The following is a 15,243-nucleotide window of genomic DNA, read 5'->3' as shown; positions in this document are numbered from 1 at the left end:
ACCGCCGATATCGCCGGCGACGATCCGGCGATCGATCCCGACGACATCGCTGCCGCCGAGGCAGCCCCCGAAACACCCGCCGAGGACGCCGACGACGAATTCGCGCGCGCGGCACAGGAGCACAACGCATGAGCACCCCTCCCCGCAACAAACTGTCGCTGAAACGCGACGCCACCGAATCCGCCGAGGCCCCGCGCCTGGAAGAACGCCTGCACAAGGTGCTGGCCCAGGCCGGCCTGGGCTCGCGCCGGGCGCTGGAACAACGCATCGCCGACGGCCTGATCCGGGTCAACGGCGAAGTCGCGCAGACCGGCATGTCGGTCAAGGGCGGCGACAAGGTCGAACTGGACGGCCGCAGCTTCGTCGCCAGCGCGCTGACCGAACCCTCGCGCGTGCTGATCTACAACAAGCCCGAAGGCGAAGTGACCACGCGCGAAGACCCCGAAGGCCGCCCGACCATCTTCGATGCCCTGCCCGCGCTGAAGGGCGCGCGCTGGATCGCCATCGGCCGCCTCGACATCAACACCACCGGCCTGCTGCTGCTGACCACCGACGGCGAACTGGCCAACGCGATGATGCATCCCTCGCACGAGGTCGAACGCGAATACGTGGTTCGCGTGCGCGCGCCGGAAGGCCAGGACAGCGTGCCGGACAACCTAGTCGACCGCCTGCGCCGCGGGGTGGCGCTGGACGACGGCCCGGCCAGGTTCGACGAGGTCGAACGCATCGGCGGTACCGATTCGCACGACTGGTTCCGGGTGGTGGTCAAGGAAGGCCGCAACCGCGAAGTGCGCCGGCTATGGGAATCGCAGGGTTGCCAGGTCAGCCGCCTCAAGCGCGTGCGCTACGGCAGCATCGGCCTGCCGCAACCGCTGTTGCGTGGTCAGTCGCAGGAACTGTCCGACCCGCAGGTGCAGGCATTGCGCAAGGCTCTGGGGCTTGAAGACGGCGCCCCCGCCGCACTGACCCTGCTGCCGGTGATCGGCCAGCGCAAGGCGGCCAAGGCCACCGTGCACGTCGGCGGCGGCCGCAGCGGCAGCGCCTATGTCAACGGTCACAACACCGCCGACGAAGGCCGCGAACTGCGCCGCTTCGACCATGTCCGCGAAGACCGCGGCCGCGGTCGCGGCAAGAAACCACACGGCGGCCTGACCGTCAGCGGCGAAGCCGCAGCCAAGCAGTCGCAGAAACCGTTCAAGCAGCGCAAGCAGAAGGGCCCCAAGCCGCTGCCGGATGGCAACCCGGCCGCTTTCCGCTCCTGGTACGTGCCCGAAGGCGTGGCCACCGGCCCGTCGGGGCACCGCAATGCCGGCCCCGGCGGCGCGAAGAAGCCCTATGGCGGCAAGCCCGGCGCCGGCGGCAAGCGCCAGGGGCAAGGCCAGGGAAGCGGCAAGCCGCAACGGGCCGCCCGCCCCTACGGCCATCCGGACAGCGCGCCCAACTTCCCTTCCGACCACGCCACCCCGGGGCACTCCCCTTATGGACAGCGCGGCCCCCGCCCACAAGGACGTCCGGGAAACAAGCAAACCGGCCCGCGTCCGGGCGGTCGTCGCGGAGGACCTCGTGGCAGTGGGTCAGGTCAGCGCGGCTGATCCGGCTTTAAATAGCTCCGTGTGCTCGCGGAGCTTGATTCGTCGCCCTCGGTAAGACATCACGGCAGAGATCGAGCTAACCCTCGACTCATTAATGCTGTGCGTGATGTTGTGCGTGCAGTCTGCAAGTCGTCGATGCAATCGTGGTACCACACGCTTCCGCATGCCGTGCCATGCCTCATCTCCCTGATCCCCAGCAAAGCTGCTCCCCGTGGAACCGTTGATCAATGGAGCTTGTCTCGCATCAATGCTTGATATATTGTCACATTTATAGTGATATATTATCACATTGCAAATTGATGGATGGCGCCTTTTGATCACCACACGGGCCTTTCGTTTCCGGGTTCTCAAGGACTTTGGAGACATGGCCTGAAAACCATGGGGAACCTGGATCATGAACGTGTTGCGTGCTATTGCCTTGGCAGTAATCGTTGCAGCGATTCCGTCGTTCGCATTCGCCCAGAATGCCAAGCCGAACATCCTCGTCATCTGGGGAGATGACATCGGCACTTGGAACATCAGTCACAACAATCGTGGAATGATGGGCTACCGGACGCCCAACATAGATCGCATTGCCGAAGAGGGTGTCGGCTTTACCGACTATTACGGCCAGCAAAGCTGCACTGCCGGTCGTGCCGCATTTCTCAATGGCAGCGTTCCGCTGCGTACCGGCATGACCAAGGTCGGCATGCCTGCCGCGAAAGAAGGCTGGCAAAAGACCGACGTGACCATCGCCACGGTCATGAAAAGCCTTGGCTACGCCACCGGCCAGTTCGGCAAGAACCACCAGGGCGATCGCGACGAGCATCTACCGACAATGCACGGCTTCGACGAATTCTACGGCAACCTCTATCACCTCAACGCCGAGGAAGAACCTGAAAACCGCGACTACCCGGGCGACCTGATGCTGGCCAACGGCAAGACCTTCCGTCAGACCTTCGGTCCGCGTGGTGTGCTGGACTGCAAGACCACCGGCCCTGGGAAGCAGAGTTGCACGGACACCGGCCCGCTGACCAAGAAGCGCATGGAAACGGTGGACGACGAGACCCTGGCCAAGGCCATGGACTTCATCAAGCGCCAGAACAGCGCCGGCAAGCCGGCCTTCACCTGGTGGAACGCCACGCGCATGCATTTCCGCACCCACGTGCGCGAAGACCACAAGGGCATTTCGGGCCCCAGCGGCGACGAGTACCACGACGGCATGGTCGAACACGACCGCCACGTCGGCGAGCTACTGAAGCTGCTCGACGACCTTGGCATCGCCGACAACACCATCGTGTTCTATTCCACAGACAATGGCCCGCACTACAACACATGGCCAGATGCCGGCACGACACCGTTCCACGGCGAGAAGAACACCAACTGGGAGGGTGCCTACCGGGTTCCGGCGTTTGTACGCTGGCCGGGCCACTTCCCCGCCGACACGACCCTCAATGGCATCGTGGCTCACGAAGACTGGCTACCCACCTTTGCCGCCGTCGGCGGCAACGCCAACATCGTCGCCCAGCTCAAATCCGGAGTGACGCTCAACGGCCGCCGCTACCGGAACTACATCGACGGCCACAACCTGCTCGATTACCTGTCCGGCAAGACCCAGAAATCACCGCGCAATGAATTCATCTACGTCAACGACGGCGGCGAGATTGCCGCTATCCGCGTCGGTGACTGGAAAGAGACCTATCTGGAAAACAACGCCGAACGACTGCAAATATGGAAGGAACCGTTCACCGTGCTGCGCGCCCCCAACGTCTACAACCTGCGCCGCGACCCGTTCGAGAAGGCCAAGACCGGCTCCAACACCTACGAGGATTGGGCCATTGACCGCACTTATCTTGCCGTGCCGATGCAGATGGCTGCCGCAAATTTCCTGAAAACGATGAAGGACTATCCGCCAAGCCAGATGCCGGGCGACTGGAGCCTGGGCGGGCTTGAAGAAGAAGTCCGGCGCATCACTTCCATGAGTGGCGGCAACTGATCCGGCAGCAACATCGGCGAGGCCTTGCCCCGTCGTTCTTTTCTGCGACATGCACGAAAATCGCCCATGAAGAAGCCCATTCTGCTTGCGGCCTGCATCGCTGCACTGGCCAGCGCATGCGCCATGGTCCCGGATGCTGGTCCATTGCCATCCTGGAACGATACCGCGCCGAAGGAGGCTGTCATCGAATTCGTCGCGCGGGTGACCACAAAGGGGTCGCCGGATTTCGTGCCGGTGCCCGAACGTATCGCCGTGTTCGACAACGACGGAACCCTGTGGGCCGAGCAACCCGTCTACACGCAGCTGGCCTTCATCATCGACCAGATCAAGGCAATGGCGCCGCAGCATCCGGAGTGGAATACGACCGAGCCGTTCGCGTCCCTGCTCGCGGGCGACATGCAGGGCGTCATGGCATCCGGCGAGGCGGGAGTCGCGGCACTGCTCGCAGCGCCCCATGCCGGCATGAGCACCGACGAGTTCAGCCACGACGTGCTCGCATGGATCGAGACGGCGCGCCACCCGAAAACCGGCGCGGCCTACACCCAGATGACCTACCAGCCGATGCTGGAGCTTCTCGAATACCTGCGTGCGAACGGCTTCAAGACCTTCATCGTCTCCGGCGGCGGCATCGATTTCATGCGCCCCTGGAGCGAACAGGTCTACGGCATCCCGCCCGAGCAGGTGGTCGGCACCAGCGGCGGCCTGGCGTTCGAGGACAAGAACGGCCAGTACACCCTGCGCAAGCTCCCGGAGTTGGTGCTGAACGACGACAAGGCCGGCAAACCGGTCGGCATTCAGCGCCACATCGGCCGGCGCCCGATTGCCGCCTTCGGCAACTCCGATGGCGACCTGCAGATGCTGCAATGGACCTGTGCGGCACCGGGAGCCCGGCTGTGCACCTACATCCATCACACCGACGAGCAGCGCGAATGGGCTTATGATCGCCAGTCCCATATCGGCAAGCTCGACCTCGGTCTGGACGAGGCGCACGCCAAGGGCTGGACCGTCGTCGACATGAAGCAGGACTGGAAGGTTGTCTTCCCGGCCCAATAAGGCCCCCTACGGAAGCACGCCCGATGAAGTCCAAGCCAAAGTCCAAGCCCGGGTCCGAATCCAGGCCCCGCTCCCGGCTTCCCACCCTGCTGGTGATCGTCGCCAGCGCCATCGCCGGGCTGAGCTTCGCCCTGCTGATGCACCGGCAGGATTCGCCTAAACCGACCGCCGAGGCGAACGCTGCCCCGGCGACCCAAGCCGATGGCTTCGAACCCACGGTGCCGAACATGGCACCCGCGCCCGGACCCGCGCCCGAAGGCATGGTATGGATCCCCGGCGGCGAGTTCTCGATGGGCGCCGCCGATCCGCTGGGCCGCGACGCCAACATTGTCGGCATGCAGGCGACCACGGACTCCAGGCCCATCCACCGCGTGGCCGTGGACGGCTTCTGGATGGACGCCACCGAAGTCACCAACCGGCAGTTCGCCCGTTTCGTGCAGGCGACCGGCCATGTCACGGTCGCCGAACGCGCGCCAAGCGCCAAGGACTTCCCCGATGCGCCGCCGGAAAACCTGGTCGCGGGTTCGGTGGTGTTTTCGCCGCCCGACCATGAGGTGCCGCTCGATTCGTTCTATCGCTGGTGGTCGTATGTCCGCGGCGCCGACTGGAGGCATCCGCTGGGCCCGGACAGCAATATCGAAGGGCACCAGGACTACCCGGTCGTGCACATCGCCTACGAGGACGCCGAAGCCTACGCACGCTGGGCCGGCAAGCGGCTGCCGACCGAGGCCGAATGGGAGTTCGCCGCACGCGGCGGGCTCTCCGGCGCGCTCTATCCCTGGGGCAACGAATTTCTCGTCGACGGGAAATACATGGCCAACACCCACCAGGGCCATTTCCCCAACGAGGACACCCATGCGGATGCGCACGGCGGCATCGCGCCGGTCGCGCAGTTTCCGGCGAACGGCTACGGCCTGTACGACGTCGCCGGCAACGTCTGGGAATGGACCAGCGACTGGTACCGTCCGGACTACTACCGCGACCTCGCGGCTGCCGGCGTCGCGCGCGACCCCCATGGCCCTGATTCTTCTCACGACCCGGATGAGCCGGGTATCCCGAAGCGCGTCCATCGCGGCGGCTCCTTCCTCTGCACCGAGCAGTACTGTTCGCGCTACATGATCGGCACCCGTGGCAAGGGCGAGCCTTCGTCCGGCACCAACCACCTCGGTTTCCGGCTGGTGCAGGACCCGCGCTGAGCGTCTGCAGACGCGGGATCCGGGGCCTCGTGCCCCCCGGGAACCTTGCTGGGTTGAGTTACAATTCACGGCTGATTTCCTCCCCCTCCCAGACCCGCATGGCCTCTGCCTACGGCACCGAGACGGTGCTCGACGTCCGCCACTGGACCGACGACTACTTCAGCTTCACCACCACCCGCGACGACGGCTTCCGTTTCGACAACGGCCAGTTCGTGATGATCGGTCTGGAGACTCCGCAACCGGACGGTTCGTCGCGGCCGTTGCTGCGCGCCTATTCGATCGCCAGCGCGAACTGGGAAGAACAGCTGGAATTCTTCAGCATCAAGGTGGCCAACGGCCCGCTGACCTCGCGCCTGCAGCACATCCGCCCCGGCGATACGATCCTGATCGGCCGCAAACCGACCGGGACCCTGCTGATCAGCGACCTGCACCCCGGCCGCAACCTCTACCTGCTGGGAACCGGCACCGGGCTGGCGCCGTGGCTGTCGATCGTCAAGGACCCGGAAACCTACGAACGCTTCGACAAGGTGATCCTGACCCACGGCGTACGCCACGAAAAGGATCTGGCCTACCGCGACTATTTCGAGAAGGAACTGCCCCAGCACGAACTGCTGCGCGAGACGATCCGCGAGAAGCTGCTGTACTACCCGGCGGTCAGCCGCGAGGACTTCCGCAACCGTGGCAGGCTGACCGACCTAATGGCCAGCGGCGAGATGATGCGCACGCTGGGCATCGAGCCGCTCGACCCGGCGCACGACCGCGCCATGATCTGCGGCAGCCCGCAGATGCTCGCCGACTTCCGCAGCCTGCTGGACGGGCGAGGATTCAGTGCCGCGCCACGGATCGGCAGCCCGGGCGAATACGTGTTCGAGCGCGCCTTCGTCGAGAAGTAAACCGTGCTAGATTGCCCCTGTGCCAAGGGGGAGGATGGCGTGATGCTGAAACCGCTGCTGATCATCGCGGGGCTGTGTTTGGCCGCCCTGCCCATCCACGCCGGTGACCTGTCCCCGCAACCCAAGGTCGGCGATATCCCGCCACAAGAGCTGGGAACGCAATGGAAAGGCGATCTCGTCAATCTGGCCGACCACCGCGGCAAAGTCGTGATCGTGACCTTCTGGGCTTCCTGGTGCGGACCTTGTCGCAAGGAGCTGCCAGTTCTGGCGCATTTCCAGAAGACTGTCGGCCGCGACGCCCTTCAGGTCTTCGCGGTCAACTTCAAGGAACCCAAACAGGACTTCAAGGCGGTTCTGCGCGCCAACAGCAAGTTCGATCTGGATTACATCCATGATGCCGAAGGCACCGTCAGCGATCGCTACGGCGTGCAAGCCTTGCCCAACATGTTCATGATCAATCAGGACGGACGCATCGCCCACGTCCATCGCGGTTATTCCGAAAAGTCGCTGCCTGGCATCGTTGAGGAAGTACTGGCGCTATTGCCGGAAGAGGTACGCAACCGCCCCGTCGCCGCGAAATAGACCGCGACCGGGAGCTCAGACTTTCCCCGTGCGGGCATCACGGATCGCCTCCTCAATCAGTGCACACACGAACTGGATCAGGTGATACTCCGGCGGCGACCCGCCTTCCATTTCGTCGACCACCGGTTCCAGTACCGTTGACACCCCAAAGGTGCAACGTAGCCGGTATTGCGGCATTCGATCTGGACCATTACCCGCGATCTCATGCCGCCGCACCCAGTGCCGCGGCGATCTCGCCGGCCAGCTTTTCCGGCTTCACCACCGGCGCGTGACGGGCGATCACCCGGCCTTCGCCATCGACCAGGAACTTGGTGAAATTCCACTTGATCCTGCCACTGCCCAGCAGGCCGCGCTTCTGCTGCTGCAGCCACGTCCACAGCGGGTGCGCATGGGCGCCGTTGACCTCGACCTTGGCGAACATCGGGAAGCTGACGCCGAAGTTCAACGAGCAGAACTCCCGAATCTGCGCCTCGTCGCCGGGTTCCTGGTGGCCGAACTGGTCGCAGGGGAAACCCAGCACCACCAGCCCGTGCTCGCCGAATTGCTGCCACAGCGCCTCCAGCGCCGCGTATTGCGGGGTAAAACCGCACTTGGAGGCCACGTTGACCACCAGCACCAGCTTGCCCCGGTAGCGGTCCATCGGCACTGGCTGGCCGTCGATATCCTCGGCAATGAAATCGTGGAAGCGGGTCACGTTACTCCTCCCTGCGTCCGCACTATTGTGAATCAGGCACTTGCGCCCGCCCGTCGGCGCAGACGGCAAGATCGGAAGCCTATGCCATTTGTCACGGGTTCGCACCGGGTAGCTGCGCTACGCTGTGCGATCATGCCCGTGTCAGGAAACCACCCATGAGCCAACGTCTGGCCCTCGCCATCGCCGTCACCCTCGGACTCGCCATGCCCGCCCACTCCCAGGCCAGCCCCCAGGCTGCCACCCCATCCGCCGCCAATGCCCAGGCGGCCAATCCGTTCTTCGCCGAAAGCCCGCTGCCGCTTCACTACCCGCAGTTCGACAAGATCCACGACAGCGATTTCGCCCCGGCCTTCGACGCCGGCATGGCCGAACAGCTGAAGGAGATCGGCGCGATCGTCAACCAGCGCTCGATGCCGACCTTCGAAAACACCATCGTGGCAATGGAGAAGAGCGGCCAGGTGCTGGACCGCGCGCTGACCGTATTCTTCAACCTGGTCGGCACCGATACCAACGACACCCGCAACAAGCTGCGCGCCGAATATGCGCCCAAGCTGTCCGCGCACCGCGACAGCATCTATCTCAATGAGCGCCTGTTCGCCCGGGTCAAGGCGCTGTACGACCAGCGCGAGGCGCTGGGCCTGGATGCCCTCGACACCCGCCTGATCGAGCGCTACTACACCGATTTCGTCCGCGCCGGCGCCGCCCTGTCGGAAAAAGACAAGGCGCGCATGCGCGAGATCAACGCCCGCCTGGCCGAGCTGTCGACCCAGTTCAGCGACAACGTGCTGGCCGAAGTCAACGATTCTGCCGTGGTCGTGGACAGCCGCGCCGAGCTCGCAGGCCTGACCGACGAGCAGATCGATGCCGCCGCCAAGGAAGCCGTTTCCCGCGGGCTGGAAGGCAAGTACGTCATCACCCTGCTCAACACCACCGGCCAGCCGCCGGAGTCGCAGTTGGAGAATCGCGCCCTGCGCCAGCGCCTGCACGAGGCCTCGATCGCCCGCGGCAGCCGTGGCAATCAGTGGGACAATACCGCCATCGTCTCGGAGGTGGTGCGCCTGCGCGGCGAGCGCGCCAACCTGCTCGGCTACGACACCCCGGCCGCCTTCGTGCTGGCCGACGAAGGCGCCGGCAACCCGGAAACGGTCAACCGCATGTTGGGCGAACTGGCGCCGGCCGCGGTCGCCAACGCCAAGCGCGAGGCCGCCGACATGCAGGCGGTGATCGATACCGAAGGCGGTGACTTCCAGCTGCAGCCCTGGGATTGGTCGTTCTACGCCGAAAAGGTGCGTCAGCAGAAGTACGACTTCGACGAGTCGCAGCTCAAACCCTACCTCGAGATGAAGAACGTGCTGGAAAACGGCGTCTTCTATGCCGCCAACCAGCTGTACGGCATCAGCTTCAAGGAACGCACAGACTTGCCGAAGTACCATCCGGACACCTGGACCTACGACGTGTTCAACGCCGACGGTTCGCAGCTGGCCATCTTCATCTTCGATCCGTACGCGCGTCCGTCCAAGCGCGGCGGCGCGTGGATGAACAGCTATGTGCAGCAAAGCGATCTGACCGGCAATCTGCCGGTGGTCGCCAACCATCTCAATGTGCCCAAGCCGGTGGAAGGCAAACCGACCCTGCTGACCTGGGACGAGGTCACTACCGCGTTCCACGAATTCGGCCATGCCCTGCACGGCATGTTCTCCGATGTGAAATACCCGTATTTCTTCATGAACGTACCGCGCGACTTCGTCGAGTATCCGTCGCAGGTCAACGAGATGTGGGCCGACTGGCCGTCGGTCCTGGCCAACTACGCCAAGCACTACCAGACCGGCGAAGCCATGCCGCAGGCGTTGCTGGACAAGGTGCTGGCGGCAGCCAAGTTCAACCAGGGTTTCGCCACCACCGAGTACCTCGGCGCGGCGATGCTGGACCAAAGCTGGCACCAGCTGCGCCCCGAGCAGGTACCGGCAGCCAAGGACGTGATGGCCTTCGAAGCCGAAGCGCTGAAGAAGAACGGCACCGACTACGCGCCGGTCCCGCCGCGCTATCGCACACCGTACTTCAGCCACATCATGGGCGGCTACGCGGCCGGCTACTACGCCTACATCTGGTCGGAAGTGCTGGACGCCAACAGCGTGGAATGGTTCAAGGCGCACGGCGGCCTGAAGGTGGCCAACGGCGAGCACTTCCGCCAGACGGTGCTGTCGCAGGGCGGCAACAAGGACGCCTCGCAGCTGTTCCTGGACTTCTCCGGCCACGAGCCGCAGATCGGTCCGCTGCTGGAGAAACGCGGCCTGACCACTCCCTGAGCCCGGCTCTGTTCCGCCTCGCGCTGCGCCGCCTTCGGGCGGCGCAGTCGTTTCCGGCGTTGCCTAGCGCGGCGCGACATAACCGCCCGGCACCCCGTGCGGCGACAGCACCAGCTGCCACAACTGCGAACGACGGCTGCGGAAGGTTGCCATCGAGGCCGCCAGGTAGAAGCGCCACATGCGGCGGAAGCGCTCGTCGTAGCGCTCATCAAGTCGTTCCCATGCCGCCTCGACGTTGTCGCGCCAGGCCTGCAGCGTGCGGTCGTAGTCGGTGCCGAAACCGTGCCAGTCCTCGATCACGAACAGACCCTCGCTGGCTTCGGCGATCTGGCGTGCCGAAGGCAGCATCGAATTGGGGAAGATGTAGCGTGCGATCCATGGATCGGTGCGCTGCACCGACACGTTGCCGCCGATGGTATGCAGCAGGAACAAGCCATCCTCCGGCAGCAGCCGGCGCACGGTTTCGAAATAGCCGCGGTAGTTCTTCACCCCGACGTGCTCGAACATGCCGATCGAGAACGCCGCATCGAAGCGCTCGTCGATGTCGCGGTAATCCTGCAGGCGGATCTCAACCGGCAGACCCACGCACAACTCGCTTGCATAGGCCGCCTGTTCGGCCGAGATCGTCACTCCGACTCCGCTGACGCCGTACCGCTCGGCCGCGTACTTCAGCGCCTCGCCCCAGCCGCAGCCGATGTCCAGCACCTTCATCCCCGGCTTCAATTGCAGCTTGCGGCAGACCAGGTCCAGTTTGGCCAGCTGCGCCTGATCCAGATCGTCGGCCTGTCGCCAGTAGCCGCAGCTGTAGACCAGGCGCTCGCCGAGCATCGCCGCGTACAGGTCGTTGCCGAGGTCGTAATGGCGCTCGCCGACCGCACGGCTGCGGCGGCGGTTCTGCAGATTGAACACCCCGGGCGCGCAGTGCATCCCAGACTTCGCCGCGGCCATGCACGCGCTCGTCCAGCCGCGCCATCATCAGCCGATGCAGCAATCCGTCGAGCGAGCCGGTATCCCAGTCGCCATCCATGTAACTTTCGCCCAGACCCAGCGAACCCTGCGCCAGTACCCGTGGGTAAAAACCGGAATCGTTGACCCGCAGGTCCCAGGGACGACCACCGCCGACCTGCACGTCGGCTTCGGCGAGCAGCATTTCGACACGGCGCTGGAAACGGACCTGGTGCATGACCTCCCGGCGGGATCACCTCATTCGAACAACCCGGCGTATTCCGGGGCCAGATACGGGCGCAGCACTTCGATCGGCACGTCCACGCTCTGTGTACCGTCGGCGTAGGGGCCGACCTGGTACGGGGGGAACACGAAGCGCAGCGCGGACAGCTTGCCCTGCGCATCGACCAGCGGCTGGAACTGGCGGAAATTGTCCGAATCCGGCTCGGTACCCTCGTCGATCACCTTGTTGGCCGTACGCACCAGCCGCGCGCGATCCTCGGGCGCCATCTCGTCGGCATCGGCGCGCACCGAGACCGCCGTGCGCAGTTGCTCGCGCACGTAGCCGCTGATCGCCATCCAGCCGTCGGCGCCCGGAATCAGCTCATCGGCCTGTAATGCCTTGTCCTGCTTCGGCAGCCAGACGAAGCGCGCCACCAGCGGCTCGCCGTGGGCACCGCCGGTGTAGCGGCTGCCGTCGGCGGCGATCGCGACCAGATCGGGGCTGTCCAGCACCTGTTCGAAATTCAGCGACAGTTCGTAGGGAATCGACGGCTTGTCGTTGCCGAAACCCTCGACCGCCGCCATCAGCCCGTCCTTCGCTTCCTGCACATAGGCGCCGATGGCGCGCGCCAGCCCCGGATAGCGGTTGATCCCCGGCGGGTAGCTGATGCCGATGACGTAGCGGTCGTTGGTCTCGATGACGTCCTTCAGCTCGACCGTCTCCGGTTCGGCCGGCGGCACGGCCTGATCGTCCGCCACCGGCGCCGTAGGCGCCACGGATGGCGATGCGCTGTCGGAATCCGGCTTGCAGCCGGCCACGGCCAGCAGGGCGAACAAGCAAACGGCGGCCAGGATGATGCGATGCGATGTCACGTCCGGAATCCTCGGTAGCGGATGCGATTCCATCGGTACGGCCCTTGCCCCGCGGGGCGTCGCCGGTTCGCGCCCACCCCCATCCTGCCGCGCCCCGATGGCCGGACCAGTATATAAGCCCCGCATTTCCACCGTCTGGCAGTCCCCGGCCCACTGCGACCGTCGCAAGCGGCAAATGCCGACGCAATGGGTCACTTTCGGCCCGTTTCGGCCCCGCCGTTCGCCGCGAGGCCCCTTGCCACGGGCGGATTCGGCCTGCCAGGGAATGTTGGCACGGTTACTGCATATACCCCTTCGAGAGTCTTTTTCCACATCCATCCAGGGGAACCACTATGAGCTTCCAGGACGCCATCGCCAGCAACGACACGGTCAGCGACTTCAGCCTGCTTGAAGGCCTCTATCAACTGGCCGTCACCGGCAACACCCAGGATTGGGAATTCGAGCGACTGAACAACGCCGTGTACGAGCGACTGATCTCTTCCTACGGGGAAGACCTGCAGGACTCGCAGCCACCGTCGGCCTTCGCCGCCTGAGCATCCTCGGAACGTCGCACGGAAGCGGCGCCAATCCAGCACACCAGGACGGATCCGCGGCGCGTCGGAGTGGGGACTCCGGCGCGCCGTTTCTTTTGGCTCAGCGCGGAAAGCCGGGGTTGGCTACCGCATTCAGGAAATGCCCCAGCACATCCGGGCGCATGATCAGCATGAACATCACCCCATAGGCCGCACCGGCCAGATGCGCGCTGTGGTTGATATGGTCCCCGCCCTTGCGGTCCATCCAGATGCTGTAGGCCACGTAGGCCACCGCATAGACGATGGCCGGCACCGGAATGAAGAACACGAAGATCCACGTCCACGGCTGCAGCAGGATGAAGGCGAACAGCACCGCCGACACCGCGCCCGAGGCGCCCAGGCTGTAGTAGCGCGGGTTGTGCTGGTTCTTCAGGTAGCTGGGCAGGATCGATACCACCAGTGCCGACAGGTAGAACAGCGGGAACACCCACGGCCCGCTCCAGCGACTCATGACCGCCTCGATGTAGCGCCCGAAGAAGTACAGGGTGACCATGTTGAACAGCAGATGGGCGAAGTCGGCGTGCAGGAAGCCGTAGGTCAGCAGCCGGTCGTACTGCTTCGACTTGTCGATGGCCGGCGGCCACAGGATCAGCCGATCCATCAGCCGGCGGTCGTTGAAGGCCAGCCACGACACCAGCACGGTGGCGCCGATGATGATCCAGGTGAACATGCTTTCCATGGGATTCCGTTTCGTCTCGATCAGGTGGTGCGGTAATTGTCCTGCATCGGGTAGCGCCTGGCGTACAGGGCGAACGCCAGCGCGGCCACGAAGGCGAAGACGGCGAAGAAGAACATCAGGAACGCGTTCTCGCTGAGACCGGTCGCGGCGATCCGTTCGATCACCGCCGGGTGGCGGACCCCGGCATTGGTCAGCAGCACCCACAGGTTGCCGTAGGACACCGACAGCAGCCAGAAGCTCATGATCACGCCCTTCATCGCCCGCGGCGCCTGGCTGTAGGCGAATTCCAGCCCGGTCGCCGAAACCAGCACCTCGCCGAAGGTCAGCAGCAGGTACGGCAGGACCTGCCAGGCCAGCGATACCGGATCGCCGCCGTCGATCCACAGCTGGATCAGGCCGGCCACCACCCAGGCCAGACCGGAAAAGGCGATGCCGAAGCCCATCCGCCGCAGCGCGGTCGTTTCGAAACCGGCCCGCCGCAGCAGCGGGTACAGCACCAGGTTGTTGAACGGGATCAGCAGCATGACCATGATCGGATTCAACGCCTGCATCTGCCCGGCCGTCACCACCAGCCAGCTCGGCCACCACCAGGCCTCGTGCGGGATATGCATGGTCTGGCCCTGCAGCACCCAGGTCGACGCCTTCTGGTCGAACAGCGACCAGAACGGGGTGACCAGGGCGAACACGATCAGTACCCGCAACACCGCGCGCACGCCTTCGATGGCTTGCTGCGGATGCTTCGCGCCGGCGCGCTCCAACTGCATCGAGGCGCCACTTCCGACCAGCGCGATCAGCAGCCCCAGGCCGATCAGCACCGCCTTGACGAAGCCCATCGACGGGATCAGCGCCAGCGAAGCCAGCGCCAGCACCACACCGATGCCGGCCAGCAGCGTCCCCGCGCCCTTGCCCGGCGCCGGTCCCAGCAGCGCGCTGCGCACCACCTTGAGGAAGGAGTCCGGGTCCGGCGGCGACGGCGGCACGTGCACGTACTTGTGCCGGCCGGCCCAGAAGACCACCGTGGCCACGAACATCAGCAGACCCGGAATGCCGAACGCCACCGACGGCCCGTAGTTGCGCAGGAAGATCGGCATCAACAGCGAAGCGAAGAACGAGCCGAAGTTGATCGTCCAGTAGAAAGCGTCGTAGACGACCTTGGCCAGCGACTTGTTGCTCTGGTCGAACTGGTCGCCGACGAAGGCCGACACCAGCGGCTTGATACCCCCGGAACCCAGCGCAATCAGGAACAGGCCGGTGTAGAAACCGTTGCGGTTGTCCTCGAACAGGGCCAGACAGGCATGTCCGGCGCAGTACACCAGCGACAACCACAGCACGGTGTTGTACTTGCCGAAGAAGCGGTCCGACAGCCAGCCACCCAGCAGCGGGAAGAAGTACACGCCGATAACGAACGTATGGAACACGTCCTTCGCCGTGCCCTCGCGCTCCGCTTCCGGCAGATAGGCCAACAGGATGCTGCTGACCAGGAACGGCACCAGAATGTTGCGCATGCCGTAGAAGCTGAAGCGCTCGCAGGCCTCGTTGCCGATGATGTAGGGAATCTGGCGCGGCAATCGGCCCGTGGGGTCCGCCCCGGGCGGGGCTGCGGCATTCGTCATCGGTTCGCGGTTCCAGGATGGCGGAACGGCAAGCCTAACCGATGCTGC

General features: G+C 64.8%; 12 protein-coding genes and 1 pseudogene. 8 read left to right on the top strand and 5 right to left on the bottom strand.

Annotation, left to right across the window (positions count from 1 at the left end):
* Positions 1 to 128 precede the first annotated feature (128 nt).
* The 6 genes from CSC70_RS07735 (at position 129) to CSC70_RS07710 (ending at position 7,291) form a co-directional block, all read left to right on the top strand.
* Positions 129 to 1,592, top strand: coding sequence for a pseudouridine synthase (locus tag CSC70_RS07735; protein WP_162456088.1), 1,464 nt, complete (start codon positions 129 to 131; stop codon positions 1,590 to 1,592).
* Positions 1,593 to 1,986: 394 nt separating this feature from the next.
* A complete protein-coding gene (locus tag CSC70_RS07730) occupies positions 1,987 to 3,567 on the top strand; it encodes an arylsulfatase (protein ID WP_162456087.1) in 1,581 nt (526 codons plus the stop codon).
* 24 nt (positions 3,568 to 3,591) lie between these two features.
* The gene (locus CSC70_RS07725) at positions 3,592 to 4,620 is read left to right on the top strand and encodes an HAD family hydrolase (protein WP_246189353.1); all 1,029 of its coding nucleotides are present in this window, start codon (positions 3,592 to 3,594) and stop codon (positions 4,618 to 4,620) included.
* A gap of 23 nt (positions 4,621 to 4,643) precedes the next feature.
* The gene (locus CSC70_RS07720) at positions 4,644 to 5,816 is read left to right on the top strand and encodes a formylglycine-generating enzyme family protein (RefSeq protein WP_211369448.1); all 1,173 of its coding nucleotides are present in this window, start codon (positions 4,644 to 4,646) and stop codon (positions 5,814 to 5,816) included.
* Positions 5,817 to 5,914: 98 nt separating this feature from the next.
* Positions 5,915 to 6,709, top strand: coding sequence for a ferredoxin--NADP reductase (locus tag CSC70_RS07715; RefSeq protein ID WP_162456086.1), 795 nt, complete (start codon positions 5,915 to 5,917; stop codon positions 6,707 to 6,709).
* A gap of 42 nt (positions 6,710 to 6,751) precedes the next feature.
* Positions 6,752 to 7,291, top strand: coding sequence for a TlpA disulfide reductase family protein (locus CSC70_RS07710; RefSeq protein ID WP_162456085.1), 540 nt, complete (start codon positions 6,752 to 6,754; stop codon positions 7,289 to 7,291).
* Positions 7,292 to 7,493: 202 nt separating this feature from the next.
* On the opposite strand, the gene CSC70_RS07705 is transcribed toward CSC70_RS07710, so the two are convergent.
* Positions 7,494 to 7,964 (bottom strand): glutathione peroxidase, encoded by a 471-nt coding sequence (locus CSC70_RS07705; protein WP_281349600.1) that lies wholly within the window; start codon positions 7,962 to 7,964, stop codon positions 7,494 to 7,496.
* A gap of 176 nt (positions 7,965 to 8,140) precedes the next feature.
* Between CSC70_RS07705 and CSC70_RS07700 the strand changes: the two genes are divergently transcribed.
* Positions 8,141 to 10,291, top strand: coding sequence for a M3 family metallopeptidase (locus CSC70_RS07700; protein WP_162456083.1), 2,151 nt, complete (start codon positions 8,141 to 8,143; stop codon positions 10,289 to 10,291).
* A gap of 63 nt (positions 10,292 to 10,354) precedes the next feature.
* Here CSC70_RS07700 and cfa read toward each other — a convergent pair.
* Together cfa and CSC70_RS07690 are read right to left on the bottom strand one after the other, a co-directional pair.
* Positions 10,355 to 11,474, bottom strand: a pseudogene (cfa, locus tag CSC70_RS07695) (cyclopropane fatty acyl phospholipid synthase).
* Between the two features lie 20 nt (positions 11,475 to 11,494).
* Positions 11,495 to 12,340 carry a DUF3298 and DUF4163 domain-containing protein gene (locus CSC70_RS07690; RefSeq protein ID WP_425501545.1) on the bottom strand — a complete coding sequence of 282 codons (846 nt, stop codon included), beginning with the start codon at positions 12,338 to 12,340 and terminating at the stop codon, positions 11,495 to 11,497.
* 323 nt (positions 12,341 to 12,663) lie between these two features.
* Between CSC70_RS07690 and CSC70_RS07685 the strand changes: the two genes are divergently transcribed.
* Positions 12,664 to 12,864 (top strand): hypothetical protein, encoded by a 201-nt coding sequence (locus CSC70_RS07685; protein ID WP_162456082.1) that lies wholly within the window; start codon positions 12,664 to 12,666, stop codon positions 12,862 to 12,864.
* A gap of 100 nt (positions 12,865 to 12,964) precedes the next feature.
* Here the strand turns inward: CSC70_RS07685 and CSC70_RS07680 are convergent, their stop codons facing one another.
* Both CSC70_RS07680 and CSC70_RS07675 read right to left on the bottom strand, forming a co-directional pair.
* Positions 12,965 to 13,573, bottom strand: coding sequence for a rhomboid family intramembrane serine protease (locus CSC70_RS07680; protein WP_162456081.1), 609 nt, complete (start codon positions 13,571 to 13,573; stop codon positions 12,965 to 12,967).
* Between the two features lie 29 nt (positions 13,574 to 13,602).
* On the bottom strand, positions 13,603 to 15,195 hold the full coding sequence (locus CSC70_RS07675) for a POT-type proton-dependent oligopeptide transporter (RefSeq protein WP_246189351.1): 1,593 nt from the start codon (positions 15,193 to 15,195) through the stop codon (positions 13,603 to 13,605).
* Positions 15,196 to 15,243 lie beyond the last annotated feature (48 nt).

This window comes from Pseudoxanthomonas kalamensis DSM 18571 (assembly GCF_010211745.1).
In the GTDB taxonomy this organism is placed as follows: Bacteria; Pseudomonadota; Gammaproteobacteria; order Xanthomonadales; family Xanthomonadaceae; genus Pseudoxanthomonas_A; species Pseudoxanthomonas_A kalamensis.
The sequence above is the reverse complement of the archived record's forward strand: the minus strand, read 5'-3'. Positions and strand labels throughout refer to the sequence as shown.